The 24,672-nt window shown below is 65.8% G+C and carries 26 protein-coding genes and 1 pseudogene; 12 read left to right on the forward strand and 15 right to left on the reverse strand.

The window, feature by feature from the left end:
* The first annotated feature begins 78 nt into the window (after positions 1-78).
* The gene (locus ACREB7_RS10480; protein WP_431592218.1) at positions 79-1,668 is read left to right on the forward strand and encodes a DHA2 family efflux MFS transporter permease subunit; all 1,590 of its coding nucleotides are present in this window, start codon (positions 79-81) and stop codon (positions 1,666-1,668) included.
* Positions 1,669-1,747: 79 nt separating this feature from the next.
* A complete protein-coding gene (locus ACREB7_RS10485; protein ID WP_431592219.1) occupies positions 1,748-2,572 on the forward strand; it encodes a hypothetical protein in 825 nt (274 codons plus the stop codon).
* Between the two features lie 9 nt (positions 2,573-2,581).
* On the opposite strand, the gene ACREB7_RS10490 is transcribed toward ACREB7_RS10485, so the two are convergent.
* The 6 genes from ACREB7_RS10490 to rplS form a co-directional block, all read right to left on the reverse strand.
* Positions 2,582-3,187 carry a hypothetical protein gene (locus ACREB7_RS10490; protein ID WP_431592220.1) on the reverse strand — a complete coding sequence of 202 codons (606 nt, stop codon included), beginning with the start codon at positions 3,185-3,187 and terminating at the stop codon, positions 2,582-2,584.
* A 2-nt stretch (positions 3,188-3,189) separates the two neighbouring features.
* On the reverse strand, positions 3,190-3,801 hold the full coding sequence (locus ACREB7_RS10495; RefSeq protein WP_431592221.1) for a DUF2238 domain-containing protein: 612 nt from the start codon (positions 3,799-3,801) through the stop codon (positions 3,190-3,192).
* A 109-nt stretch (positions 3,802-3,910) separates the two neighbouring features.
* Positions 3,911-4,696, reverse strand: coding sequence for a dimethylarginine dimethylaminohydrolase family protein (locus ACREB7_RS10500; protein ID WP_431592222.1), 786 nt, complete (start codon positions 4,694-4,696; stop codon positions 3,911-3,913).
* A gap of 80 nt (positions 4,697-4,776) precedes the next feature.
* Positions 4,777-5,802, reverse strand: a complete 1,026-nt coding sequence (locus ACREB7_RS10505) for an aspartate-semialdehyde dehydrogenase (protein ID WP_431592223.1) — start codon at positions 5,800-5,802, stop codon at positions 4,777-4,779.
* A 35-nt stretch (positions 5,803-5,837) separates the two neighbouring features.
* Positions 5,838-6,455 carry a DUF1287 domain-containing protein gene (locus ACREB7_RS10510; RefSeq protein WP_431592224.1) on the reverse strand — a complete coding sequence of 206 codons (618 nt, stop codon included), beginning with the start codon at positions 6,453-6,455 and terminating at the stop codon, positions 5,838-5,840.
* 97 nt (positions 6,456-6,552) lie between these two features.
* Entirely contained in the window at positions 6,553-6,930 is a 378-nt protein-coding gene (rplS, locus tag ACREB7_RS10515; protein WP_431592225.1) for a 50S ribosomal protein L19, read from the reverse strand.
* A 342-nt stretch (positions 6,931-7,272) separates the two neighbouring features.
* Here rplS and ACREB7_RS10520 point away from each other — a divergent pair, with 342 nt between their 5' ends.
* A complete protein-coding gene (locus tag ACREB7_RS10520; protein ID WP_431592226.1) occupies positions 7,273-8,649 on the forward strand; it encodes a sulfatase-like hydrolase/transferase in 1,377 nt (458 codons plus the stop codon).
* On the opposite strand, the gene trmD is transcribed toward ACREB7_RS10520, so the two are convergent.
* Positions 8,616-9,308, reverse strand: a complete 693-nt coding sequence (gene trmD, locus ACREB7_RS10525) for a tRNA (guanosine(37)-N1)-methyltransferase TrmD (RefSeq protein ID WP_431592249.1) — start codon at positions 9,306-9,308, stop codon at positions 8,616-8,618. The two genes, ACREB7_RS10520 and trmD, sit on opposite strands and share 34 nt — an antisense overlap.
* A 66-nt stretch (positions 9,309-9,374) precedes the next feature.
* Between trmD and ACREB7_RS10530 the strand changes: the two genes are divergently transcribed.
* Positions 9,375-9,821: a hypothetical protein gene (locus ACREB7_RS10530; RefSeq protein WP_431592251.1), complete on the forward strand. Its 447-nt coding sequence runs from the start codon at positions 9,375-9,377 to the stop codon at positions 9,819-9,821.
* 254 nt (positions 9,822-10,075) lie between these two features.
* Here ACREB7_RS10530 and ACREB7_RS10535 read toward each other — a convergent pair whose 3' ends face one another.
* From ACREB7_RS10535 to ACREB7_RS10545, 3 genes are read right to left on the reverse strand one after another with little or no spacing between them, the layout of a single operon-like run.
* The gene (locus tag ACREB7_RS10535) at positions 10,076-10,453 is read right to left on the reverse strand and encodes a type II toxin-antitoxin system VapC family toxin (protein ID WP_431592227.1); all 378 of its coding nucleotides are present in this window, start codon (positions 10,451-10,453) and stop codon (positions 10,076-10,078) included.
* Positions 10,450-10,737 (reverse strand): AbrB/MazE/SpoVT family DNA-binding domain-containing protein, encoded by a 288-nt coding sequence (locus tag ACREB7_RS10540; protein ID WP_431592228.1) that lies wholly within the window; start codon positions 10,735-10,737, stop codon positions 10,450-10,452. Before ACREB7_RS10540 ends, ACREB7_RS10535 begins: the two co-directional genes overlap by 4 nt.
* Before the next feature lie 46 nt (positions 10,738-10,783).
* Entirely contained in the window at positions 10,784-11,704 is a 921-nt protein-coding gene (locus tag ACREB7_RS10545) for a LysR substrate-binding domain-containing protein (RefSeq protein WP_431592229.1), read from the reverse strand.
* A gap of 101 nt (positions 11,705-11,805) precedes the next feature.
* Between ACREB7_RS10545 and ACREB7_RS10550 the strand changes: the two genes are divergently transcribed.
* Positions 11,806-11,967: a hypothetical protein gene (locus tag ACREB7_RS10550; RefSeq protein ID WP_431592230.1), complete on the forward strand. Its 162-nt coding sequence runs from the start codon at positions 11,806-11,808 to the stop codon at positions 11,965-11,967.
* A gap of 8 nt (positions 11,968-11,975) precedes the next feature.
* Here ACREB7_RS10550 and ACREB7_RS10555 read toward each other — a convergent pair whose 3' ends face one another.
* Positions 11,976-12,260, reverse strand: a complete 285-nt coding sequence (locus ACREB7_RS10555) for a hypothetical protein (RefSeq protein WP_431592231.1) — start codon at positions 12,258-12,260, stop codon at positions 11,976-11,978.
* A gap of 277 nt (positions 12,261-12,537) precedes the next feature.
* Here ACREB7_RS10555 and ACREB7_RS10560 point away from each other — a divergent pair, with 277 nt between their 5' ends.
* A complete protein-coding gene (locus ACREB7_RS10560) occupies positions 12,538-13,749 on the forward strand; it encodes a diguanylate cyclase (protein ID WP_431592232.1) in 1,212 nt (403 codons plus the stop codon).
* Here ACREB7_RS10560 and ACREB7_RS10565 read toward each other — a convergent pair.
* The 4 genes and pseudogenes from ACREB7_RS10565 to ffh all read right to left on the reverse strand — a co-directional run bounded on the left by ACREB7_RS10565 (position 13,746) and on the right by ffh (position 18,009).
* On the reverse strand, positions 13,746-15,251 hold the full coding sequence (locus ACREB7_RS10565) for a serine hydrolase domain-containing protein (protein ID WP_431592233.1): 1,506 nt from the start codon (positions 15,249-15,251) through the stop codon (positions 13,746-13,748). The genes ACREB7_RS10560 and ACREB7_RS10565 overlap by 4 nt on opposite strands.
* Positions 15,252-15,411: 160 nt before the next feature.
* On the reverse strand, positions 15,412-15,921 hold the full coding sequence (gene rimM / locus ACREB7_RS10570; RefSeq protein ID WP_431592234.1) for a ribosome maturation factor RimM: 510 nt from the start codon (positions 15,919-15,921) through the stop codon (positions 15,412-15,414).
* Positions 15,922-16,056: 135 nt separating this feature from the next.
* Positions 16,057-16,500, reverse strand: a pseudogene (rpsP, locus tag ACREB7_RS10575) (30S ribosomal protein S16); the annotation flags it as partial.
* A 45-nt stretch (positions 16,501-16,545) separates the two neighbouring features.
* The gene (gene ffh, locus ACREB7_RS10580) at positions 16,546-18,009 is read right to left on the reverse strand and encodes a signal recognition particle protein (protein ID WP_431592235.1); all 1,464 of its coding nucleotides are present in this window, start codon (positions 18,007-18,009) and stop codon (positions 16,546-16,548) included.
* Positions 18,010-18,417: 408 nt separating this feature from the next.
* Between ffh and ACREB7_RS10585 the strand changes: the two genes are divergently transcribed.
* From ACREB7_RS10585 to ACREB7_RS10610, 6 genes are all read left to right on the forward strand, one after another.
* Positions 18,418-20,046: a putative bifunctional diguanylate cyclase/phosphodiesterase gene (locus ACREB7_RS10585; protein ID WP_431592236.1), complete on the forward strand. Its 1,629-nt coding sequence runs from the start codon at positions 18,418-18,420 to the stop codon at positions 20,044-20,046.
* 247 nt (positions 20,047-20,293) lie between these two features.
* The gene (gene dapF, locus ACREB7_RS10590; protein ID WP_431592237.1) at positions 20,294-21,100 is read left to right on the forward strand and encodes a diaminopimelate epimerase; all 807 of its coding nucleotides are present in this window, start codon (positions 20,294-20,296) and stop codon (positions 21,098-21,100) included.
* On the forward strand, positions 21,097-22,320 hold the full coding sequence (locus ACREB7_RS10595) for a MiaB/RimO family radical SAM methylthiotransferase (RefSeq protein ID WP_431592238.1): 1,224 nt from the start codon (positions 21,097-21,099) through the stop codon (positions 22,318-22,320). Before dapF ends, ACREB7_RS10595 begins: the two co-directional genes overlap by 4 nt.
* Entirely contained in the window at positions 22,317-23,243 is a 927-nt protein-coding gene (gene ftsY / locus ACREB7_RS10600) for a signal recognition particle-docking protein FtsY (RefSeq protein WP_431592239.1), read from the forward strand. The genes ACREB7_RS10595 and ftsY overlap by 4 nt, the downstream gene beginning before the upstream one ends.
* Positions 23,240-23,920, forward strand: coding sequence for an inner membrane-spanning protein YciB (locus ACREB7_RS10605; RefSeq protein WP_431592240.1), 681 nt, complete (start codon positions 23,240-23,242; stop codon positions 23,918-23,920). Before ftsY ends, ACREB7_RS10605 begins: the two co-directional genes overlap by 4 nt.
* A gap of 78 nt (positions 23,921-23,998) precedes the next feature.
* The gene (locus ACREB7_RS10610; protein WP_431592241.1) at positions 23,999-24,571 is read left to right on the forward strand and encodes a urate hydroxylase PuuD; all 573 of its coding nucleotides are present in this window, start codon (positions 23,999-24,001) and stop codon (positions 24,569-24,571) included.
* The last annotated feature ends 101 nt before the right edge of the window (positions 24,572-24,672 follow it).

Raw genomic sequence — 24,672 nt, forward strand, 5'->3', positions numbered from 1 at the left:
CGGCCCCTCCACCACCGCTTCGCGGCGGTCCCCCTCCCCATCGCAAGTCGATGGGGAGGATTTTGAGGCTGCTCGCTGATGGCCAGTCGTTCCCTCCCTCGCCGCTCGCCGGCCGCCGCGCTGCCCGCCGACGACAGCGTGCCGCTGCACGAGCGCGTGCGCTATCGCGGGTTGTTGATGGTCGCGGTGATGGGCGCGTCGATCATGCAGATTCTCGACACCACCATCGCCAATGTCGCGATCCCGCATATGCAGTCGGCGCTGGGCGCGACGAGCGAGACGGTGACCTGGGTGCTGACGAGCTATATCCTCGCATCCGCGATCGCGATGCCGATCACCGGCTGGCTCGCCGACCGCATCGGCCGGCGCGAATTGTTCCTCGCCGCGATCGCGGGGTTCATCGTCACCTCGATGGCGTGCGGCGCGGCGCAATCGCTCGAACAAATGGTCGTGTTCCGCTTCCTGCAGGGGATCAGCGCCGCCTTCATCGGGCCGCTGTCGCAATCGGTGATGCTCGACATCAACCCGCCCGACAAACAGGCGCGCGCGATGTCGATCTGGGGCATGGGAATCATGGTCGGGCCGATCCTGGGCCCGGTGCTCGGCGGCTGGCTGACCGAAAGCGTCAATTGGCGCTGGGTCTTTTACGTCAATTTGCCGGTCGGGCTGCTGACCCTCGCGATGATGTGGGCGTTGCTGCCCGCGACGCGCAAGGCCGACCGCAAATTCGACCTGTTCGGTTTCTCGATGCTCGCGCTGGGCCTCGCGTCGCTGCAGCTGATGCTCGACCGCGGCGCGCACCAGGACTGGTTCGACAGCATCGAAATCTGGATCGAATGCGGCGTCGCGATCGCGTGCCTGTGGATGTTCATCGTCCATATGGTCACGGCGCGCGCGCCCTTGTTCAACCGCCAGATGCTCGCCGACCGCAACCTCGTCACCGCGATGGGCTTTATGATCGTGATCGGCGTCGTGATGTTCGCGTCGATGGCATTGCTGCCGCCGATGCTGCAGAATCTGTTCGGCTGGCCGGTGATCGACACCGGCGTCGTGCTGGCGGTGCGCGGCATCGGCATCCTGATCAGCATGTGGTTCGCCGGTCAGGCGCTGGGCAAGATCGACGCGCGCTGGATGGTGGGCAGCGGCTTGCTGATCGCCGCGCTGTCGCTGTGGCAGATGAGCCACTGGTCGCTGGAAATGGGGATGCAGCCGGTCATCATCAGCGGCATCGTGCAGGGGCTGGGCATGGGGTTGATCTTCATTCCGCTGAACACCATGGCCTTTGCGACGATCCCGCCGCAATATCGCACCGACGGGTCGAGCATCCTGAACCTGCTGCGCAGCCTTGGCGCGTCGGTCGGCATCTCGACCGTCACGACCTTGCTCGGCGCCAATATCCAGCGCAGCCACGAGGATCTGGTCAGCCATGTCACCAATTCTTCGGTGAGCCTGCTCGACGCGTCGACCGCCGACCGCTTCGGGATCGCGGGCGACACCGCGATGGCGATGGTCAATGCCGAGATCAACCGGCAGGCGGCGATGGTCGCCTATATCGACGATTTCTGGCTGATGATGTGGGTGACGCTGGCGTCGATCCCGCTGGTGCTGCTGCTACGCCCGCCAAAGCCCGGGGCGGCGAAAGCGTCGGTCGCGGATATGGGGCATTAATCCTAGATTCGCCAACAAATGTCGAGCACACTCAATAAATTCAGACTTGTTTGATCGGCTTTTCGACGCATAAAGGGCAATGTCCGACGAAGATGAAGATAAGCAAAAACGTCGCGCTGCCTTCGACGCTGAAGAAGAGGAAGCATGGCGAGCCGATGATGAGTATCGACAGCAAGCCGAACAAGAAGAAGAACTTCAAAAGCGCGAATCTGCAATCGAAGACATGGTTGGGTGGTTCGGGGAGAATTTCGAAGACCCACAGAATGAGACGCCGTACGACTCTGAAGATGGCTCATACCAGTATATTTGGGGCGGTCCCTTCGACGCGACTGAGATGCTGGGTGATCAATTTTCCTCAGAGTATGAGCAAGAGTGGATTGAGGCGGCAGTCGAGCAGATTCAGGCGTCCGGCACGTTTGAATGGGCGCCCACAGCCTCAGGTGACTTTTACGATCATCCCGAGAACGACACCGGCCGCTTAGACAACTCACCCGAAACGGTTCGAGAAAACATCGCCGCCGAGATAATAGCCAGGCTTGATAAGTTAGAAGCTCAATTGGCCGAACTGGATTCGGCGCCTGCGGCCATTGGACACAACCATCCGCCAGACGAGATTGATCCGGCCTCTATTGGCGATGAAATCCGAGGTGAACTCGACGAGGCAATCGCGACGACCCGGCAAGAAGTCGAACAACCCGCGCCAGACGAAATTAAGCTGACGCAGGCGGAGTCAATTTTCCGCAGGTTCGGAGCCGCTATAATGCGGTGGATCGGGCGCAAGTTGGATTTAATCGTAGATGAAGCTATTAAAACGAGCATTCAGACGATCGGGTGGGGCGCAGCAGCTGGCTTAGCACTTACCCTTGCTGATGATATCGCTGGTTTTATTCGACATCTATTTTAGGTTTCTGGATCACCGGAAAAAGCAGTTCACCCCCGCGAACAGCGCGTCGATCTTCGCCGCGTCGCCGGGGGCGGCGAACATGCCGCCGATGACCTTGTCGCCCGCACCGAGGCTGAATTCCTCGCCCAGCGTGCTGTCCTCCATCATCACCAGCGTCACCGATTCGGCCGCCTTGGCACGGGTGGTGCCGATCGCGATGCCCGACATGGCGGAATATTGGTCGGCGCCGGGTTCGTTGCCGAGGAACCAGCCGACGAACTTGCCGCCCTGAAAGTTGAGCGTCATCGCATCGAAGCGGGTGAAGTCCATCGCACCCGCGCCGCATTCCTCGTTGCTGCTGCGGTCGTCGAGGGTGCCGGCGACGCGCCCCAGCGCCTCCTCGGCCTGCGCGCGCGGGACGCCGAAGGCGAGCAGGCTGGCCTTGCCGCTGCTCTTGTCGATGAAGCGCAGACCTTCGCCGTCGAGACTGATCGCGGTGGTCGCGGCGGCGGGGCCGTCGGCCCTGGCCTCGGGCATCGGCGGCGCGGCGGGTTCGGCCTCCGTCGGCGCCTTATCGGCGGCGGGTTTGCACGCGGCGAGCAGGCCGACCAGGACGAGGGTGGTGATCTTGCGCATGCTCAGCTCCTGCGGACGACGGGAAGCACCAATATCGCACCGATAGTGGCGAGCGCCATATCCTTTTGCGCGTCCCAGATATCGCCTTGCTGCCCATTATAGCGGTCGGCGGTTTCGCCCGCCGCGACGATGGTGAGCAGCCATTCGAACATTTCGTAGAGGCACGAAATGGCGAGCACCCAGGCAAGGACCGTCAGTGCCGCGCCGCGCGGAGTGAGGCCGCCCCAGCGGCGCGATATTTCGGCGACGGGGACCACCGACAGCGCCCCGAAGGCGAAATGGACGAGGCGGTCATAATGGTTGCGGGTCCAGCCCATCGCGTCGGAGAGCGTGGTGCCGGTCAGCGCGCTGGCCCAGTCGTCATAGGGGACATTGCTATAGGCATAGCGGCCGCCGAGCGTGTGGAGGGCGAGGAACGCCACGATGCACGCGAGCGACGCGGCCGAGAGCGGCCAGCGGCGGAGCAGCCAGGGACTGGCGACGAGGAAGACCAGCGTCGGGATATGCTGGAGCAGCGCGATGTCGGGATAGGGCTGCGCGATCTGGGCGGCGAACAGCAGCGCGGCGAGGAGGGCGAGCAGCTGTTTCTGCGCGCGCGGGAGGGCGGCGATCATCGACTCCCCCTGTCCGTTCGTGTCGAGCGAAGTCGAGACAGGCTGGAGCCGGGCCTCGCGTCCCTCGACTTCGCTCGGGACGAATGGAAATTGGGATCTGGATGCGAGGTCACCAGCGCAGCGACATGCAGCTGAGCCCGGCATCGATGCGCGCGATCTGGGTTGTCGGGAGCGGGCGGACGACATGGCCGCGCGCGGCGAGCAGCGCGTGGGTCGCGGTCCAGCGATCGCCGACGAGGATCGTCTCGTTGATGCGCAGCAGGTTCGCCGCGTCCTCTTCGCCGGAGGGCGTCACGACGATTTCGAGCCCGGCGAATTGCGGGCAGTCGGCGAGCGCGGGGACGGTGAGGATGGTGCCGGCGTCGATCAGCGAGCAGCCGGTCTTGAAATGGAGGACGCCGGGCGGGGTGTCGGCGATTTCCGCCTTGTAGCCCAGGTCGGCAAGCAGCGCCGCAAGCTCCTCGGCACCGGTGCGGTCGGTGCGCGCCGAGAGGCCGATGATGACGCGGTCGGCGAGGCGAAGGACGTCGCCGCCGTCGACATGGCCGGGGCCCGTCATCGCGAACCGGCGGTCGTGGTGCGCGGCGAGCGCGTCGCCGATGAACGCGACCTCGCCGGCGCGGGTCGCGGCGCCGGGGCGGAGCAGGATCGCGCCCTCGGGAAAGGTCAGCGCGACGTCCTCGACGAACAGCGCGTCGGGGAAGTCGTTCAGCGGGGGAAGGACGGTGACATCGAGACCGAGAGCGCGGAGCGTCGCGACATAGGCGTCATGCTCGGCGGCGAGCGCGGGGAAGTCGGGATCGGGGCCGCCGTCGGCGCGGATGCCGTGGACCGCCGAGGGGGCGGGCGTGCGCGTGATGGCGTGGGTGAAGGTGGTGGGGGTGGATCTGGTCATGCCGACGGCATAGCCACAATGTCGGCATCGCGCCAAGATATCCTCCCCATCGACTTGCGATGGGGAGGGATCTTGAGGTCTCAGCCCTTCTTGAGGTGGCGGCGGCCGAGCAGTTCGGCGATCTGCACCGCATTGAGTGCGGCGCCCTTGCGCAGGTTATCCGACACGCACCAGAGGTTGAGGCCATTCTCGACCGTCGGGTCCTCACGCACGCGGCTGACGAAGGTCGCGAAGTCGCCGACGCATTCGACGGGGGTGATGTAGCCGCCGTCCTCGCGCTTGTCGTGGAGCACGACGCCGGGGGCCTCGCGCAGGATGCGCTGTGCATCCTCGGCCGACAGCTCGTCCTCCATCTCGATGTTGATCGCTTCGCTATGGCCGACGAAGACGGGAACGCGGACGCAGGTCGCGGTGACCTTGATCTTGGGATCGAGGATCTTCTTGGTCTCGACGACCATCTTCCATTCCTCCTTGGTCGAGCCGTCGTCGAGGAATTTGTCGATGTGCGGGATGACGTTGAAGGCGATCTGCTTGGTGAACTTCTGCACATCCTTTTCGTCGCCGACGAAGATCTGGCGCGTCTGGTTCCACAGCTCGTCCATGCCCGCCTTGCCCGCGCCCGACACCGACTGATAGGTCGAGACGACGACGCGCTTGATCGTGGCGGCATCGTGCAGCGGCTTCAGCGCGACGACCATCTGCGCGGTCGAGCAGTTGGGGTTCGCGATGATGTTGCGCCTGGTATAGCCGTCGATCGCCTCGGGGTTCACCTCGGGCACGATCAGCGGCACGTCGGGGTCCATGCGGTAGAGCGAGCTATTGTCGATCACGACGCAGCCCGCGGCCGCAGCCTTGGGCGCGTGAATCGCGGTCGCGTCGCTGCCGATCGCGAAGATCGCCATGTCCCAGCCGGCCCAGTCGAAATTCTCGATATTCTGGCATTTCACGGTCTTGCCGGTGTCGCCGATCTCGATCTCGTCGCCCTGGCTGCGCGACGAGGCGACCGCCGCGATCTCGTCATAGGGAAATTCGCGTTCGGCGAGGATGGCGAGCACTTCGCGCCCGACATTGCCCGTCGCGCCGGCGACAACGATACGATAACCCATCTATTCACTCCTCGGTGCAGAAATTCGTTTGAAACTCAGACTTTCCAGCGGAAATGGCCAGTCAGCGGGTGGTCGAACAAGGCGTCCTCTTCGCGGGCGCCGCGTCCGATATTGTGGATGATCAGCGGGCGGCCCGCTGCGCTAGTTCGGTCGGAGACGATGCCGGTGTGCGGAAAGCGCCCGCCGGTCATCGACGTGAAAATATCGCCCGGCCGCCAGTCGGCGGGATCGGCCGAAACGGCAAGCCGCGCCCGCTGGCGCGTCCAATAGGTTGCGAGATTGGGCACGCGGCGATGGTCGATGTTGCGGTCGGGCCGGCGCAGCCCCCAGTTTTTCGGATAGGCCCCAAAATCGGTGCGCATGTCGGCGTTTACAAGGGCCTGGAGGTCGACGCCCAGCGCGTCGCGATAGGCGCGGATCAGGACGTCGGTACACACCCCCTTCGCGCGCGGCACGTCGCCGTTCGGAAAGGCGAGGACGGTGTAGGCGGGGTCATAGGCGAGGGTGACGCCGACCTGCTTGCGGGCGGCCGCCACAAGCCGCTCGGCTATGGTCGCCGCCAGCGCCCCGCCCGCGAGGCCGAACGCGCCAACGCACAGCCCCGCGCCGAGGACGGCGCGCCGTGACGGCTGAAAGGACGCGGACTGCTGCATCAAATTCGCTGTGCCCAAATGAAAAACGACCGGTTCTGCCTGTGCGGAACCGGTCGTTTTGAAAAGCTGTTTCAGCTTGGGGTTGGGAAAGCCTCCCTTAGCCCTCGCTGGCTTCCGGCCGGTAGTCGCGGCGCTCCGCAATACGCGCCGATTTACCAGTGCGGCCACGAAGATAATAGAGCTTCGCACGACGCACGGCACCCTTGCGGATGACCGTAATGCTGTCGATGTTGGGCGAATAGAGCGGGAACACGCGCTCGACACCTTCGCCGAACGACATTTTGCGCACGGTGAAGTTGGAGCCCATGCCCTTGTTCGAGCGCGCGATGCACACGCCTTCGAAATTCTGAACGCGGGTGCGTTCGCCTTCGACGACCTTGACGCCGACTTTCAGCGTGTCGCCGGGGCGGAAGGTCGGAACGGTCTTGCCAGCCTTGGCAATTTCTTCGGCTTCGATCGTCTGGATGAGGTTCATGCCTCTAGTCCTTCTTCTGTCGCCGCGCGCCAGAGGCAGGTCGGTCCCGAGCATCGACATGACGCTCCCAAAGGTCCGGCCTGCATAACCGTGTGTATCGCATGACCCCCCGATCGCAGCACTTCGGGGATCGTGCGCCCTTCGCGGATGACCGGTCGGGGATGAAGCGGATGGCGCGGACGAACCCTGATGATTCGCCGGTACCGCTCGAAGTCGGGGCCCTTAAGCCGGAACGCCGCCGGATGCAAGGGCCTGCACCCCTGCCGGCGCCATCGCGTTACCCCCCGCCGATTTAAATCATCATTAACCATGAAGGCCCATAGCGGCGGCGAGGAGACCAGCATGTCCAACGCCGCCGCGATCCATCCGGGTTGGCAGCCCAGCGCGTCGTCGGTCCGCAAGGCCGATTTCGCCGCCTTCTGCAACTGGGCGATCTGCTGGATCCTGCTGCCCAACCTGCCCTTTTTGCCGATCACGCTGATGGGCGGGCCGATGCGCGCGTTCGAGATCTGGGTGTGCGGCATCGTCGGCCTGCTGGTGCGGCGAATGAATTATGCGCTGCGGCTGACGATCTTCGTGGCGCTGCTGGTCTGGCTGGTGACCGATTTCATCGCCGCGATGTTCAACATGAGCATCACGATGATCGTGTCGGTCGCGGCGCTGGTGCTCGACATCTCGCCCGCCGTGTCACCCGAATATATGATCGGCGCGGCGTTGCTGGTGGCGACGATCGGGCTGGCGGCCTGGCGGCTGCGGATCCGCGGCGATTTCCAGGGGCTGCATTGGGTCGTCGGCGCCTTCGCGCTGACCGTTACGGCGGGATTCGCCGATTTCGGGCTCGCCAAGGAAAATGCCACATCCTATTCGCGCAGCGCGCCCGCCGACGCCCCGTTCAGTTCGGCGAGCCTCCAGACCGACGTTGCCGCGCTGGCCGACGGCAAGACCAATGTCCTGGTCGTCGTCGTCGAAGCCATGGGGCTGCCGCGCGAGCCGCATTTGCGCGCGCGCCTCGACGACATCTGGAACCGCCCCGAATTCGCCAAGCATTTCGACATCAGCCACGGCGACACCGTCTTTTACAACTCCACCACCAAGGGCGAAATCCGCGAACTGTGTCAGCGGTGGGACGATTTCAAGACTATCACCACGCCGCAGCCGACCTGCCTGCCCGCCAGGCTGGCGAAGCGCGGCTATCAGACGCACGCCATCCACTCCTTTTCCCCCAAATTTTTCGATCGCGACCGCTGGTACCCGCTGATCGGATTTCAGCGCATGACCTTTGGCCCCGAACTGGAAGCGCAGGGCGCACATCATTGCCCCAATGTCTTTCCCGGGGCGTGCGACCGCGACGTGCCGCGCTTCATCGGCAAGGAACTGGCGCAGGCGAAACAGCCGCAGTTCACTTATTGGCTGACGCTCAATTCGCACCTGCCGGTCGTCGCCAACCAGGAATTGCGCACCGAAAATTGCCGGCAACTCGGGCCCGCGCTCGACGGCGATTATCCGCAGGTCTGCCGGCTGTTTTCGATCTGGGACGGCACCGCCGAGGCGCTCGCCAAAATGACCGCGGACCCCAGCTTCCCGCCGACCCATATCCTGATCGTCGGCGATCATATGCCGCCCTTCACCCACCAGAAAAGCCGGTTGCTGTTCGACCCGGCGCATGTGCCGTGGGTGTTGCTGCGTTATCGCCCCTCGCCGCCGCGCGCCAAGTCGTAACGTTCCCACAGGTCGGGGCGGCGCTCGCGGGTATCCTCGGCGGCGCGCTGCCGGCGCCAGGCCGCGATCTTTGCATGGTCGCCCGACCGCAGGACATCGGGGATCATGCGCCCCTCCCATTCGACCGGCCGCGTATAATGCGGATATTCGAGCAGGCCGTTTTCGAAGGATTCATCGTCGCCGCTCGACGGCGCGCCCATCACGCCCGGGATCAGCCGGATGCACGCATCGAGCAGCAACAGCGCCCCCATCTCGCCGCCCGACAATATGATGTCGCCCATCGACACCTGTTCGATCGGGCGGGCGTCGAAGATCCGCTCATCGAAGCCCTCGAACCGCCCGCAGAGGATGATCGCCCCCGGGCCAGCCGCCAGATCGCGAACGCGCGCCTGCGTCACCGGCGCCCCGCGCGGGGTCATGGCGAGGATCGGCAGGCCGGGGTTCGCCGCGACCGCATGGTCGAGCGCCGCCGCCAATATATCGGCCTTCAGCACCATGCCCGCGCCGCCGCCCGCCGGAGTGTCATCGACGGTGCGATGCCGGTCGGTCGCAAAGTCGCGGATCTGCACCGGCGCGCACGACCACACCCCGGCCTCGAGCGCGCGGCCCGCCATGCTGTGCCCCAGCGGACCGGGGAACATGTCGGGGTAGAGGGTCAGGGGGACAGCGCTGAAGCCGAGCCTTTCACGGTTTGGCCCGGCGGTTTTTTCGCCAGGCTGGGCGGCGTGAGTTTCATATATGTCGGGAAACTGGGCGGCGAAGCCAGTCAGCGCCTCGTGCACATCGTCGTGTCGGCCAAGAATGAAAAAAACGCGCGGAGAATAGGGACGTGCCCTGATCGCCGTGACCCTGCCGACACCGAGCGCTTCGAGCGCACAGATGATGCGCTGGATTTCCGCAGCATGTCCGCCTTTCGCCCGGGTCTGGTGATGATAGATGATAAGGGATCGCGCACCATGTCGCGCCAAAGCGGCGATCTCATCCAAGGTAACATGCTTGCCCGAATGGCGACGCGATGCATCGGGGTGCAGGTCTATGCCGTTGTCGGGATCAAGGAACAGCACCTCCATTCCTTCGACGCCATGTTGCAGCCCGTCGAACCACCGGGTCCGTTCGGTAAACCTCGGCTTTCCCGTCGGCACCGGATCGGAATGGAAATGGGCCGCGCCTGAAAGCCCCGCTTTCTCGATCTGATGGACGGACCGGAGGCCCGTACGGACCAGCCGCGAAAGGCCGTCGTGCAATTCAGCGTCTATCGTCTGCCATCGATCCGGCTGTTCGAGATATCCGACGTGCCGCCCGTCGCCATTATGCTCCTCGTCGGGATGCAGCCACCAGCAGACCGCAAACTTGCGCTGTTTCGGAACACGCCGGAGCAGCGCAAACTTCAGATAATCGCCAATGTCTCCAGCGTATCGATTTTGCATCAAAGCGTCCAATTCTCGACCTTGAGGTCCGGCACATCGGCGAAATCGGCTTCGTTGTTGGTGATGATCGTCACGCCAAGGCTTAGCGCATGCGCGGCGAGCAGGCGATCGAAGCGCGCACGCTTGAATGGCAGCCGACTATATTCGCGCGCTGCCGCTTCGTCGAAAGGAACAAGCGGGATGGCTGCGACAAAAGCCTCGAGTATGTCGGGTGGCGGAGGTTTGCCGACATAAGTGCCATAGGCTATTTCGGCATAGCTGATGACCGACATCCCAATTTCGCCGGGCGCGCAATCCGCAATCCGTGCCGTCAGCACTTCATGTCCGACGTCCATGGCGTAAACGGCGGAATTGGCGTCGATCAGATAGCGGATCACTCTTTCTTTGCCGCTTTCGCCGCTTCCAGCGCCTCGCCGGCGGCAATCGTGCTCGGGCGCTCGTCAAAATCCTCGCGTGGCGCCAGCGTAAGCCCCGGCGCCTTGCCCGCAAAGCCACTGACGTCGATTTTGGCCTTGGGCTTGTCGGCGGCCTCGAAGCGGAATTCACCACGCTCCTCGCGGACGATCATCTCGGTCCCCTCCTCCAACCCGAGCGCCTTGGGCAGACGCAGGGCGAGCGAATTGCCCGATTTGAAGATTTTGGCACGATATTCTCTGGTCATGGCCGGGCTCCGTATATACATAATGTATATACATGGCCGATCAAGGTCAAGCCAGCGGCGCCCACAAGGCCTCGGGCACCAGATGACGATCCTTCTGCAGTTCGGCGTGCAGCCATTCGCGGAAGCGTTCGATCTTGCGCACGCCGACGCGGTTCTCGCGGTGGACGAGCCAGATGCCGAGGCCGGTTTCGTGGATGGTCGGGAAAGGCTGGACGAGGCGACCGCTCGCGAGGTCGGCGTGCCAGAACAGCGGGGTCATCAGCGCGACGCCGAACCCCGCCTGCACCGCGCTCGCCTCCTGCAACTGGGTGTCGAGTTCGATGCCGCGATCCGAGCGCAGCGGCGGCGTGGTCACGCCGGCCGCCGCGAACCAGTCGGCCCACCAGGTGTCGTTGGGCGCGAGTCGCTGGACGCGCAGCAGGTCAGCGGGTTCGGCAATGCGATTTTCGGCGAGGAAGGCGGGGGAACAGATCGGCGCGACATATTGATGGAGCAGGAAGTCGCTGCGCAGCCCGGGCCAGCCGCCCCGCCCGATGCGGATCGCGACATCGATGCTCGACGCGTCGAAATCGACCAGCTGGTTGCCCATCGCCACCCGCACCGCGAGATCGGGATAGTCGATCTGGAAGCGACCGATGCGCGCGCTGAGCCAGGTCCCGCCGAAGGTCGTCGCAGCGCTGATCGACAGGACATCGCTCTCGTCGCTGCCCAGCGCGGCGAAGGCATCGCCCATCGCGGCAAAGGCATTGCTGATCGCGGGGAGCAGGCGCTGGCCGGTCTCCGACAGCCGCACCCGCCCCTTTTCGCGCACGAACAGCGCGCGGCCCAGCCGGTCCTCCAATTGGCGTATTTGATAGCTGACGGCGGCCTGCGTCATCCCCAACTCCTCGGCCGCACGCGAGAAATTTTGCAGACGACCGGCCGATTCAAAGGTTCGGATGGCCGTAAGGGGAGGAAGGCGAGGCATCGCATCATATAAGGTGACCTTATGATATGAAGCAATGCTTTTGTTGGCGCCGCCGCATGGCGAGGCGCATTTGGGCTGCATCGAAACCAAGGAGACAGACGATGCAGGACGAACTCTGGATGCGGAACTGGAACGATGCGCATCCGCGCTTCAGCGCCGATGTCGATCGCGGCCTCGCCCGGATCGCAGGAGCCATCGCCCGGCTGCGCCGGCGCCGCGACGATCGCGATTCGAGCCTGCGCACGCGCATCGGGCTCGGCTGAAACGCCGCCTATTCGGCGCGGCGGGCGGCGAGGTGGAGAGCGAACAGCGTCAGCAGCGTCGCCGCCACTGCCAATCCCGTCGCCATCTGGAAAAAAGCCAGCGGGTCGGGATCGCCATTCCCGCCCTCATGACGATAGATAGTCCAGCCGAACCAGCTGAGCGGGCCGACGCCGAGCAGCAGACCCGCGAGCCATGCCAGCGCCGGCGACCGGCGATGGAACAGCAACCACCCCAATCCGGCGCCGCCGGCGGGAATGATCGACAGTATGACCAGCATCAGCAGTCCCGCCATCAGGACATGCCGCCGGTCATTCCCGTATCGCCCGTCCCCGCCTGCGCGCCCGAAACCACGCGCGCCGAGCGCGGGGCGGGGGCGATCGGGGATGGCCGTCGGGACATGCCCCTGTGTCGCAGGCCGGACGGCGAAGGCAAGCGGCTTTCTCCCGCGATTTTCGTATAATCACCCCTTTGCGTTAACCAAAAATCAGCCGCTTGGAGCCTAGGTTTCCCGCCACTTGGACCGGGGGAACATGATGGCGCGATGGGCGCGAGCGTTGGGGGTTGGCGCGGTGCTGTTGAGCACCGCGGCGCCCGCGCACGCGCAATCCTCGTTCGCCGACGCGACGGTGATGACCTGGGACGGGGTGCTGACCGGGATTTTCCTGGGGCTGCTGCTGTTCTCGCTCGCCTATAATGCCGCTTTCCATGCGCTGCTCCGCGAGCGCTTCCTGATCTGGCAGAGCGTTCGCGCCTTTGCCTATTTCGCGCTCGCGATCGGGCTCTCGCCGCTGGCGATGGGAGGCTTTTTCACCCCCGACAGCTTTGCCCGGCAGGTGTGGATCACGATGTTCTTCGATCTGGGCGTCGCGGTGTCGGGGCCGTTCCTGCGTGCCTATCTGGAACCCGGAACGATCCCGAAGCGGCTCTATCCGCTGCTCGGCTGGCCGCCCTTCCTGATCCTGCTGACGACGCCGGTGACGGTGATGGCCGATCCACCCGCGCTGTATTTCGCCCTGCGCAACCTGCTGCTGGTGTCGATGCTGGCGCTCGGCGTTGCGACAGTGGCGATCGCGCTGCTGCGCGGCAGCCGCACCGCGCGGTACCAGGCGGCGGCGTGGAGCGGCATCGGCGGCGTCTATGGCGTCAGCCTGTTCCACGACATCGTGCTGAAGGCGCCGTTCGAATCCTTCCTGTTCCTGCTGTTTCCGGCACTGGGGCTGGAGGTGATGCTGACCGCCTTCGGCATCCTCGACCGGCTGGTGCGGCTGCGCAGCGAGCGGCAGGAGGCCCAGGCCCAGGCCGAAGCGATGCGCGTCATCGCGCACACCGACCCGCTGACCGGCCTGCCCAACCGCCGCGCGATCGAGGAGAGCTATGGACAGGAGACGCCCGTCGCGATCGCGATCGTCGACCTCGACCATTTCAAGACGATCAACGACCGCCACGGCCATGACGTCGGCGACCGGGTGATCTTTGCCGCCGGGGTGGCGCTGGGGTCGGGGAGCGCAATGGCGGCGCGGATCGGCGGCGAAGAGTTCGCCTTGCTGTTCCGCTGCGAGGCGAGCGCGGTCGCGGGCGAGGCCGAGCGGCTGCGCCAGCGCGTCGGCGCCTATATCGCGCAGATGGTGCCGACGCTGAAACGGCCGGTGACCGCATCGATGGGGCTGGTCCATATCGCGCGCGAGACGAGTTTCGGCGCCGCGATGAAGTCGGCCGACATCAACCTCTACGCCGCCAAGGAAAGCGGGCGCGACCGGGTGGTGTTCATCGAAGCCGCCTAATTGGGCGCCACGCGCAGGCGCCATGCCTGGATCGTCACCGGATGGGTCGGCGCGAGCAGCAGATTGCCGTCGAGCTTGCCCTTTTCGCAGTTGAGGCGGAAGGCGGTCGACAGCGCGCCCAGCGGCGCGAGCGGTTCGGCGGTCGGGCAGGCGCCGACCTGATCCTTGAGCTTCGCCAGGTCGGCGCTCCAGTTGGCGGCCGAGCGGTCGAGCAGGAAATTCATCGCGAGCTTACCGCCCAGCGGTTCGACGTTTCCGGCCGCATAGGCCGCCTGCGTCGCGGCGAACATCTCGGCGAGCGCGGGCGACACCGGCGTGCTGCGGCGGACGAGCAGCCCGGCCTTGTCCATCGCCACCGCCGTGTCCCATGCGGGCGCCGACGGCCCGGCATAGGTGCGGTTGGCGAGCGCGAAGACCCCGGTGCCGCTGTCGGGCATCAGCATCACATGGCTGCCATAGCCCGGATAACCGCCGCCATGCGCGAGCGTCAGGCCGAGGTCGCAATCCTGCGCGACGCGCCAGCCCATGCCATAGGCGAGGCTCTGCTTGCACGCGGTGGCGCCGCTCGCGCCGATACGATTGGTTACGGACGTGAAGTTCGATCCCTGCGCGAGTTCGCGTACCGTCGACCGCTTGACCGGGCCGGTGTCGGGATCGTCGCGCGCGGGCCAGGCCGAAAGCAGGAAGGCGACCCATTTGGCATAGTCGCTGGCGCTGACCTGCAAGCCGCCCATGCTGTTGAACGCGCCGTCGACCATTTCGGGTTCGGGCGTCCAGGCGTCATTTTCCCAGCGATAGCCGCGGGCATAGCGGTCCTTCGGCGCATGGGGGGCGTCGAAGCCGCTCGCGCTCATGCCGAGCGGGGTGAGGATCGCCTGCCGGACATAGTCGGTATAGGCCATGCCCGACGCGCTGGCGACGATGCGGCCGAGCAGCGCATAGCCGAAGTTCGAATATTCGTGGCTACTTTGCGGCGCGCGGCTGAAGGGCACCCCGGCGGCGATCATTTTCGTGAATTCGGCCTGCGGCATCACCTGTTGCCGGTCGCCCCACGGATCGTCGGTGACGAAGCCGCCGACATGCTGGAGCAGATCCCTGATCCGGATGCGCGGGCTGTCCTGCGTCGGATAGGTCCAGCCCTTCATCTCGGGGATATGATCCTCGGCAAGGTCGTCGAGGCGGAGCTTGCCGTCGTCGCGCAGTTTCAGGATCGCGAGCGCGGTGAAGGCCTTGGTCATCGAGGCGATGCGGAACAGGCTGTCGGGAGTGACCGGGCGTTTGGCGTCGAGATCCTGCACCCCGATGCCTTTGACGTAAACAAGCTTGCCGTTCTGGACGACGCCATAGACCATGCCGGGGATATGCGCGTCGGCCTGATATCGGGCGAAGAGCGCATCTATGTCGGGGGCGAGCTGGTCGAGGCTTTGGGGAGCATCCTGCGCGAAGGCGGGCGGAGCGACCCCGAGGAGCAAGGCGACAACGAGACCTGATTTCAAACGCATGCCAACCTCCGCTGATAGACGGCGCGGCATTTCCCGACCGTCACCCCGGACTTGATCCGGGGTCCCGCTCTTGGGGTCAACCCCGCTTTTGCCGGATGCAACGGCGAAATAGCGGGACCCCGGATCAGGTCCGGGGTGACGAAGATGGAAAGGGTCGTCGTTACTCGACGAAGGCGGCGTTGACCGTCACGCGATCGGCATCCCATTCGGGCACCGCCTGCGCGGTCATCGGCACCATGAAGCGCTGCGGCTTCTTGCCGGTTTCGGCGGGCTTTTCGATTTCGAGGATGTCGCCGGCGCCGAAGTTGTCGATCGCCACGACGGTGCCGATCGCGCCGCCGTCGGTCGAGACGCACGGCAGGCCAAGCAGGTCGTGATGATAATATTCACCCTCGCCCAGCGGCGGCAGCGCCGAGCGTGCGACGGTGAGCAGGGTGCCGCGCAAGGCTTCGGCGGCGCTGCGGTCGGTCACCTCGGCGAAACTCGCGACCGCGCCCTGGTTGGCGGGGCGGATCGATTTCAGCGTCAGCGAACGATCGCCCGCGCTGAAAACGGAAAAGGCGCGGAGCGAGTCCGCGCCTTCGCCGAACAATTTGAGACGCACCTCGCCCCGCACCCCGTGCGCGCCGGCAATGGCGGCGAGGGTGACAGGGCGGTGCGCGTCGGCCAAGGCTTAGCCTTCGGCCTTTTCTTCGCCGGCGTCGGCAGCCGGAGCTTCTTCGGCGACCGGGCCGCCTTCGGCGACTTCGTCGGCGACCGCAGCGGCGTCGTCGGCCGGCATGTCGGCGGGAACCTCGTCAGCAACCGCTTCGGCCACGGCTTCGGCGGCAGCTTCTTCGGCCGGAGCTTCTTCGACGGCTTCGGGCTCGGGAGCCGGCGCGGCAGCAGCAGCGGCTGCGGCCTCGGCGGCGTCAGCGATCTTCTGCGCCTTTTCCTCGGCGCGTTCCTTGGCCTTTTCGCCCGGGACCGCCTTGTTCGGGTTGTTGCGCGCGGCGCGTTCGAGGACGCCGGCGGCGTCGAGGAAACGGGCAACGCGGTCGGTCGGCTGCGCGCCAACCGAGACCCAGTGCTTCGCACGCTCGGCGTCGAGCTTCACGCGCTCCGGATTGTCCTTGCCGAGCAGCGGGTTGTAGCTGCCGATGCGCTCGATGAAGCGGCCGTCGCGCGGGGCGCGCGAATCGGCGACGACGATCTTGTAATAGGGGCGCTTTTTCGAGCCGCCGCGCGACAGGCGAATGGAGGTAGCCATGATATAATCCTTCTTTCTAATTCAAATTCGGGTTGTCGGTTAAAGTCACTTTTTCTTGTTCATCAGATTGGCGAGTTCGGGCGGGATCGCCCCGCCGCCGAGGCCGGGCAGCCCGCCGAGGCCACCGCCCCCGCCGCCGCCCATTCCACCACCGCCCATGCCGGGGATGCCGCCCTTGCCGAACAGCGCGCCGAGCCCCTTCAATCCGCCCATCTTGCGGATCTTCTTCATCGCGGTCGCCATTTCCTGGTGCATCTTGAGCACCTTGTTGACCATCTGGACGTTGGTGCCCGAGCCGTTGGCGATGCGGATCTTGCGCTTCGCGGTCAGGATTTCGGGTTTGGCGCGTTCCTTCGGCGTCATCGAGCCCATGATCGCGTCGAAATGGAGCAAGGTCTTGTCGTCGGCGCCGGCCTGCGCCGCCGCGATCTGCGCCTTTTTCATGCCGGGGATCATCCCGGCGAGCGCGCCGAGGCCGCCCATGCGGCGCATCTGGTTGAGCTGGGTGCGCAGGTCGTTGAGGTCGAAGACGCCCTTGGCCATCTTCGCCGCCATCGCCTCGGCCTCTTCGGCCTGGATCGTTTCGGCGGCGCGTTCGACGAGGCTGACGACATCGCCCATGCCGAGGATGCGGCCCGCGATACGCGAGGGCTGAAAGAGTTCGAGCCCGTCGAGCTTTTCGCCGGTGCCCGCGAATTTGATCGGCTTGCCGGTGACGGCGCGCATCGAGAGCGCGGCGCCGCCGCGCGCGTCGCCGTCCATGCGGGTGAGCACGACGCCGGTGAGCGGCACCTGGTCGGTGAAGCGCTGCGCGACCTGCACAGCGTCCTGACCGGTCAGGCTGTCGACGACGAGCAGGGTTTCGGCGGGGTTCGCCGCGCGCGACACCGCCTGCATCTCGTCCATCAATTGCTGGTCGACGTGGAGCCGGCCGGCGGTGTCGAGCATCAGGACGTCATAACCCTGGAGCTTGGCCGCCTGCAGCGCGCGGCTCGCGATTTCGGTGGGCTGCTGGCCCGCGACGATCGGCAGCGTCGCGACGTCGATCTGGGCGCCGAGCACCGCGAGCTGTTCCTGCGCGGCGGGACGATTGACGTCGAGCGACGCCATCAGCACCTTCTTGCGTTCTTTTTCCTTGAGCCGCTTGGCGATCTTCGCGGTCGTGGTCGTCTTACCCGAACCCTGCAGACCGACCATCATAATGACGGCGGGCGGGGTGACGGCGAGGTCGAGTTCGGCGGTTTCGGAGCCGAGCATTTCGGTCAGCGCGTCGCTGACGATCTTGACCACCTGCTGCCCCGGGGTGACCGAGCGCAGGACATTGTGGCCGATCGCCAGGTCGGTGACCTGGTCGATGAAGCTGCGCACGACGGGCAGCGCGACGTCGGCCTCGAGCAGCGCGATTCGCACTTCGCGCATCGCGGCGCGCACGTCGGCCTCGGTCAGCGCACCGCGACCGCGGAGCTTCCCGAAAACATCGCCAAGCCGGTTGCTCAGACTATCGAACACAGCCAAAATCCTTGCCTAACGACACCGCAACGCAAAACACGCCGGTGAGCGAAACCTCGCCAACCAGCGGTATCCGTAGACAGGTTTTCCGTCGCGGATGTCGATATGCTCCGCCGCAAGATGTGGCGGAACGAGCGCGCCTTTACGGGAAAGGCGGGGGAATGGCAAGCGGAGGCATCGCAAATGCCCCCCTGCGTCACCCCAGACTTGATCCGGGGGTCCCGCTCCTTGCGCTGGTTTCATAAGGGCGCGCCGGTTGCCCGCTCGAAAAGCGGGACCCCGGGTCGAGCCCGGGGTGACGATGATGGATAGGTCGGCGTGAAGACCCGTAGGTTGATCCCCCGACACTTAACGCAAATTTCACCGCTTGCGGGACAAAAGAGCCGCTGTCTGTGGGGAAATGCGAATATGGCGACCGCTGCTGCGCCCAAAACACCCGACCGCGCCGATGGCGCGAAGCGCGATGTCGTCGCCGGCGGCATCGTCGTCGCCGCGATCATCCTGTTTGTCGGCACCGGCAGCAGCGTCATGCAATCGGTGGTCCGCGCGCTGTCGGGCCTCGGCGGCGGCACCGATCAGGTCCTCGCCGCGACGCTGATCCTCAATATCGCGCTGATCTTGTTCGGCTGGCGCCGCTATAACGACCTGCACCGCGAAATCCGCGAACGCACCGAGGCCGAGCAGCGCGCGCGCTATCTGGCCGACACCGACCCGCTGACCGATTTCCTGAACCGCCGCGCGATGCTCGAACGTGGACAGGCGCTGGTCGCCGAGGCCGTCGCGGCGCATCGCCATGTCGCCCTATTCCTGCTCGACCTCGACCATTTCAAGACCGTCAACGATATCCACGGCCATGCCGCGGGCGACCGGTTGCTGAAGGTCGCCGCCGAACGCATCGCGGGCGTGCTGCCGCCGAGCGCCCTGATGGCGCGGCTGGGCGGCGACGAATTCGTCGCGATGCTGATGTTCGAGCCGACGGGGACACCGCATGTCGAGGCGCTGGCGGCGCAGCTTGTCACCGCGCTCGAAGAACCGGTGATGCACGACACGCAGCAGATCTGTATCGGCGCCTCGATCGGGCTGGCGCTGGCGACGACCACCGACGTGACGATGGACACGTTGGTCCGTCAGGCCGACATCGCCATGTATCATTGCAAGGACGAGGGCCGGAACCGCTTCTGCTGGTTCGAGGCCGGCATGGAAATGGCGGTGCAGGTCCGCAACCAGATCGAGACCGGCATCCGCAGCGGCATGCCGCGCGACGAGTTCGTGCCCTTTTTCGAGCCGCAGGTCGACATCGCGACCGGCCGCCTGGTCGGTTTCGAGATGCTGATGCGCTGGGATTCGCCCGAACATGGCATGATCGAGCCCGACCGCTTCATCCCGGTCGCCGAGGACAGCGGGCTGATCGGCGAATTGTCGCTGCGCGTCGTGCGCCACGCGATGGAAATCGCCAAGGGCTGGGACCCGTCGATCACGCTGGCCGTCAATATCTCTCCGCAGCAATTGAAAGACCCCTGGTTCAGCCAGAAGCTGACCAAATTGCTGGTCGAAACGGGTTTCCCGGCGAGCCAGCTCGAGGTCGAGATCACCGAAAGCTCGTTGTTCGAGAATCTGCCGCTGGTGCGCTCGATCGTCACCAGTTTGAAAAACCAGGGCGTGTCGCTCTCGCTTGACGATTTCGGCACCGGTTACAGCTCGCTGTCGCATCTGCGCGCGCTGCCGTTCGACCGGATCAAGATCGACCGCAGCTTCATCACCGCGATGCAGGGCAGCCCCGATGCACAGGCGATCGTCGTCGCGATCGTGCGGCTGGGCGAAAGCCTGGCGATGCCGATCACCGCCGAGGGGGTCGAAGACGAGGCGACCGCGATCGAACTGACGCGGCTCGGCTGCGCCAAGGCGCAGGGCTGGCATTATGGCAAGCCGGCGTCGGCGGCGGCGACGGCCCGGATGCTGGCGGAACGCGGGCTGCTGCGCGCGCCGATGATGCCGGAAGCGGGCGCGGCCGAGGACGAACGGCGGAAGGCCGGCTGATCACCGCGAAGGTCGAGCTATAATATTTCACGCGAAGACGCGAAGGCGCGAAGAGGTTTGGCGCCGGCCGGCAGACCCCTTCCCGATTCACGCATAGCGTTTGACGCATCGTCCAAGGCGAAGGCCGCTTCGCGGCGAAATGCGACCTCTTCGCGTCTTCGCGTCTTCGCGTGAACCAAAATGACACCGCGCCCGAAGAGCCCGCCTCGCTAGACTTCCCCCGCCCCTGCCCTTACATGCGCGGGATATGGCGGATCGCTTCACCAAGATGCACGGGCTGGGCAACGACTTTGTCGTCATCGACGCGCGCGAGGCGCCCGTCGACATGACCCCGGCGCGCGCGCATGCGATCGCCGACCGGCGGCACGGCATCGGCTGCGACCAGCTGATCCTGCTCGAACCCTCCACCCATGCCGATGTCAGGATGCGCATCTTCAACGCCGACGGCGGCGAGGTCGAGGCGTGCGGCAATGCGACGCGCTGCGTCGCGACGCTGATCGGCCAGCCCGCAGTGATCGAAACGCTGGGCGGCATGCTGCGCGTGACGCCCGCCGACGGCGGCGCCGAGGTGGTGCTGGGCGAACCCGAGTTCGACTGGGAGCATATCCCGCTCGCGATGCCGATGGACACGCGCGACATGCCCGTCGCGTGGGACGAGCTGGAACATGGCGCGGCGGTCAATGTCGGCAATCCGCACATCATCTTTTTCGTGCCCGAGGCCGATGCGGTGGACCTCGGCGACCTCGGTCCACGGATCGAGACCGACCCGCTGTTCCCCGAGCGCGTCAATGTCAATGTCGCGAGCCTCGACGGCCCCGATTGCCTGCAACTGCGCGTGTGGGAGCGCGGCGTCGGGCTGACCCAGGCGTGCGGCACCGGCGCCTGCGCGACGGCGGTCGCGGCGATCCGCGCGGGCAAGGTCAAGTCGCCGGTGACGGTGTCGCTGCCCGGCGGCGACCTGATCATCCGCTGGGCGCCCGGCGAGCCGATCGTGATGAGCGGCGCGGCGACGCGGGTCTATGAGGGCGAGACCGACTGGGCGCAGTTCGGATGAGCGCAGAGGTTTTGGACGGCGGGCTTGACGTCGTCAATTTCGGGTGCCGGCTGAACATCGCCGAGGGCGAGGCGGTGCGCGCGGCGGCCACGGCGGCGGGCGCGACCGACACGATCATCTTCAACAGCTGCGCGGTGACCGACGAAGCGGTGCGCCAGGCGCGGCAGGCGGTGCGGCGGGCGCTGCGCGAACGGCCCGAGGCCAGCGTCGTGGTGACCGGGTGCGCGGCGGAGCTGGAACGCGATGCCTTCGCGGCGTTGGGCGCACGGGTTGTCGGCAATGACGTGAAGGGGCTGGCGGGAAGCTATGGCGCCGGCGCGCCGATCGTCCGCAGCAAGAGCTATTCCCCCGCCCTCTCCGGCGCCGACCATGCACGCGCCTTCCTCGGCGTGCAGACCGGCTGTTCGCACAGCTGCACCTTTTGCGCGACGGTGATCGCGCGCGGGACGGCGCGGTCGGCGAGCATCGCGGCGGTCGTGGCCAGCGCGCGCATCGCGCTGGAGCGCGGGCAGCGCGAGATCGTGCTGACCGGGGTCGACCTCGCGAGCTATGGCGACGACAGCGACACCACGCTGGCGGCGCTGGTCGAGGCGTTGCTGGCGCTGCCCGTCGAACGGCTGCGGCTGTCGTCGCTCGACCCGAACCGCATCGACGATGCGCTGTTCGCGCTGCTCACCACCGAAGCGCGGGTGATGCCGCATGTCCATCTGTCGCTGCAGGCCGGCGACGATATGGTGCTGACGCGGATGAAACGCCGCCATCGCCGCGCCGAGGTCGTCGATCTGGTCGCGCGATTGAAGGCAGCGCGGCCGGAGATTGCGATCGGCGCCGACCTGATCGCGGGCTTCCCCACCGAGGACGACGCGATGTTCGCGAACAGCCTGGCGCTGATCGACGATTGCGACATCGTCTTTGGCCATATCTTTCCCTATAGCGCCCGCGCCGGGACGCCCGCCGCGCGGATGCCGCAGGTCGGGCGGACCATGGCACGGACACGCGCCGCGACGCTGCGCGAGGCCAATGCGCGGCGGCGGCACCAATGGATGGACGAACAAGTGGGTAAGACGACGAACATGCTGGTGGAGCGCGACGGGCGGACCGGCCATGGCGAGAATTTTGCGGGGCTGGTGCTGGGCGCCGACGCGGTGCCCGGGAGAATCGTGCCGGTGCGGATCGGTGTGCGCGACGGCGACCGGCTGATCGCGGAGCTGGCGGCATGAGCGGCGCGAGCTGGAGCGAGCGGCTGTTCGGCGGGCTGAAGCGCACGTCGGAGCGGCTCGGCGAAAATCTGGCGGGGCTGACCGGCAAGGCGCGGCTCGACGAGGAGGATCTCGACCGCATCGAAGAGGCATTGATCACCGCCGACCTCGGCCCCGCGATGGCCGCGCGCATCCGCGACCGGCTCGCCGCGCGCCGCGACGCGGTGGCGGGCGGCACCGAGGAATTGCGCCGCATCGTTGCCGAAGAAATCGCCGCCGTGCTGCGCCCGGTCGCCGAGCCGCTGGAGATCGACGCCTTCCCGCGCCCGCAGGTGATCCTGGTGATCGGGGTCAACGGGTCGGGCAAGACCACGACCATCGCCAAGCTGGCGCATCTGTTCCAGGAACAGGATTATGGCGTGATGCTGGTCGCCGGCGACACCTTCCGCGCCGCCGCGATCGGCCAGTTGAAGGTCTGGGCCGAGCGCTTGGGCGTGCCGATCATGGCGGGCCCCGAGGGCGGCGACGCCGCAGGCATCGTGTTCGACGCGGTCAAACAGGCGACTGCGACCGGCATCGACGTGCTGATCGTCGACACCGCCGGGCGGCTGCAGAACAAGCGCGAGCTGATGGACGAGCTCGAGAAGATCAAGCGCGTGCTCGGGCGGCTCAACCCCGCCGCGCCGCACGACGTCGTGCTCGTGCTCGACGCGACGACGGGGCAGAATGCGCTGGCGCAGATCGACGTGTTCCGCGAGGTCGCGGGGGTCACCGGGCTGGTGATGACCAAGCTCGACGGCACCGCGCGCGGCGGCGTGCTCGTCGCGGCGGCCGAACGCCACGCGCTGCCCATCCATGCGATCGGCATCGGCGAAACCATCGACGATCTTCGTCCGTTCGATGCCGACGAGATCGCGGCCATCATTGCAGGAAATATCCGATGAGCGACACGCTCGAACAACTTCCCGGCGGCCCCGAATCGGTTCCCGCACCGCCCGCCGCCAAGCATGGCGGGCTCAATTTCGTGATCGATTTTGCGCCGCTGCTGATCTTCTTCCTCGTCTATAAATTCACCTCGGGCGGCGACGGTCCGGCGGCGGCGATCACCGGCGCGATCAAGGGAACGCTCGCCTTCATGGTGGCGATCTGCATTGCGATGGTGGTGTCCAAATGGAAGCTCGGCAAGATTTCGCCGATGCTGTGGATGTCGGGCATCCTGATCCTGGGTTTCGGCGCGCTGACCGTCTATCTGCACGATCCCAAGTTCATCGTGATGAAGCCGACGATCATCTACGCCGCCTTCGCCGCGATCCTGCTCGGCGGCTATTGGCGCGGCAAGCCGATGCTCAAATATCTGCTGCAATCGGCGCTCGACGGGCTGACCGAACGCGGCTGGCTGTTGCTGTCGCGCAACTGGGGGCTGTTCTTCGCCGCGCTCGGCATCGCCAATCATGTGATGTACGAACTGATCCAGGCCAAGCAGATGAGTTTCGACCTGTGGCTGACGATCAAGGTCTGGGGGGTGACCGCGCTCTCCTTCCTCTTCACCTTCACCCAGCTGCCGGTGATGCTGAAGAACGGCCTCGCGCTGCCCGAGGAGGCGGCGACCGACAAAAGTTGAACGCGGCCCCCGTCGCTGGCATAGCGGCCCCCGGGCACCGGGTCGCGCCGCGCCCCACACAAAGCGAGGGGGAAAGACATGGACAAATTTTTCGGTAATCTGCACGCCGTGCTGGGCGCGGGGCTGGTGCTCGCGATCATCCTGATGCTCGGCCTCAACGGCCAGAATTTCGAGGACGGCATCGCTGCGGGCAATGCGATCATGCGCTGGTTGCACACTTTCTTCGGGGTGCTGTGGATCGGGCTGCTCTATTATTTCAACTTCGTCCAGATGCCGACGATGCCCAAGATTCCCGCCGAGCTGAAGCCGGGCGTGTCGAAGCATATCGCGCCCGCCGCGCTGTTCTGGTTCCGCTGGGCGGCGGCGGTCACGGTGCTGCTGGGCCTCAGCATCGCCTTTCACGCCAAATATGCGATCCCCGCGCTGACGCTGCAGGATCCGTACAAGCTGATCGGCGTCGGCATGTGGCTGGGCCTGATCATGGCGTTCAACGTGTGGTTCCTGATCTGGCCGAACCAGAAGAAGGCGCTGGGCATCGTCGAGGCCGACGACGCAACCAAGGCCAAGGCCGCGAGGACCGCGATGATCTTTTCGCGGACCAACACCTTGCTGTCGATCCCGATGCTCTATGCGATGGTGAACTTCAGCTAAGCCGCAACAGGCGTTTTAAAAAGGGCGCTTCGGGAAACCGGGGCGCCCTTTTTCCATTCCCGTTCGTGTCGAGCGAAGTCGAGACACTCCAAAGGCACGCA

Source organism: Sphingopyxis sp. (genome assembly GCF_050725615.1).
In the GTDB taxonomy this organism is placed as follows: Bacteria; Pseudomonadota; Alphaproteobacteria; order Sphingomonadales; family Sphingomonadaceae; genus Sphingopyxis.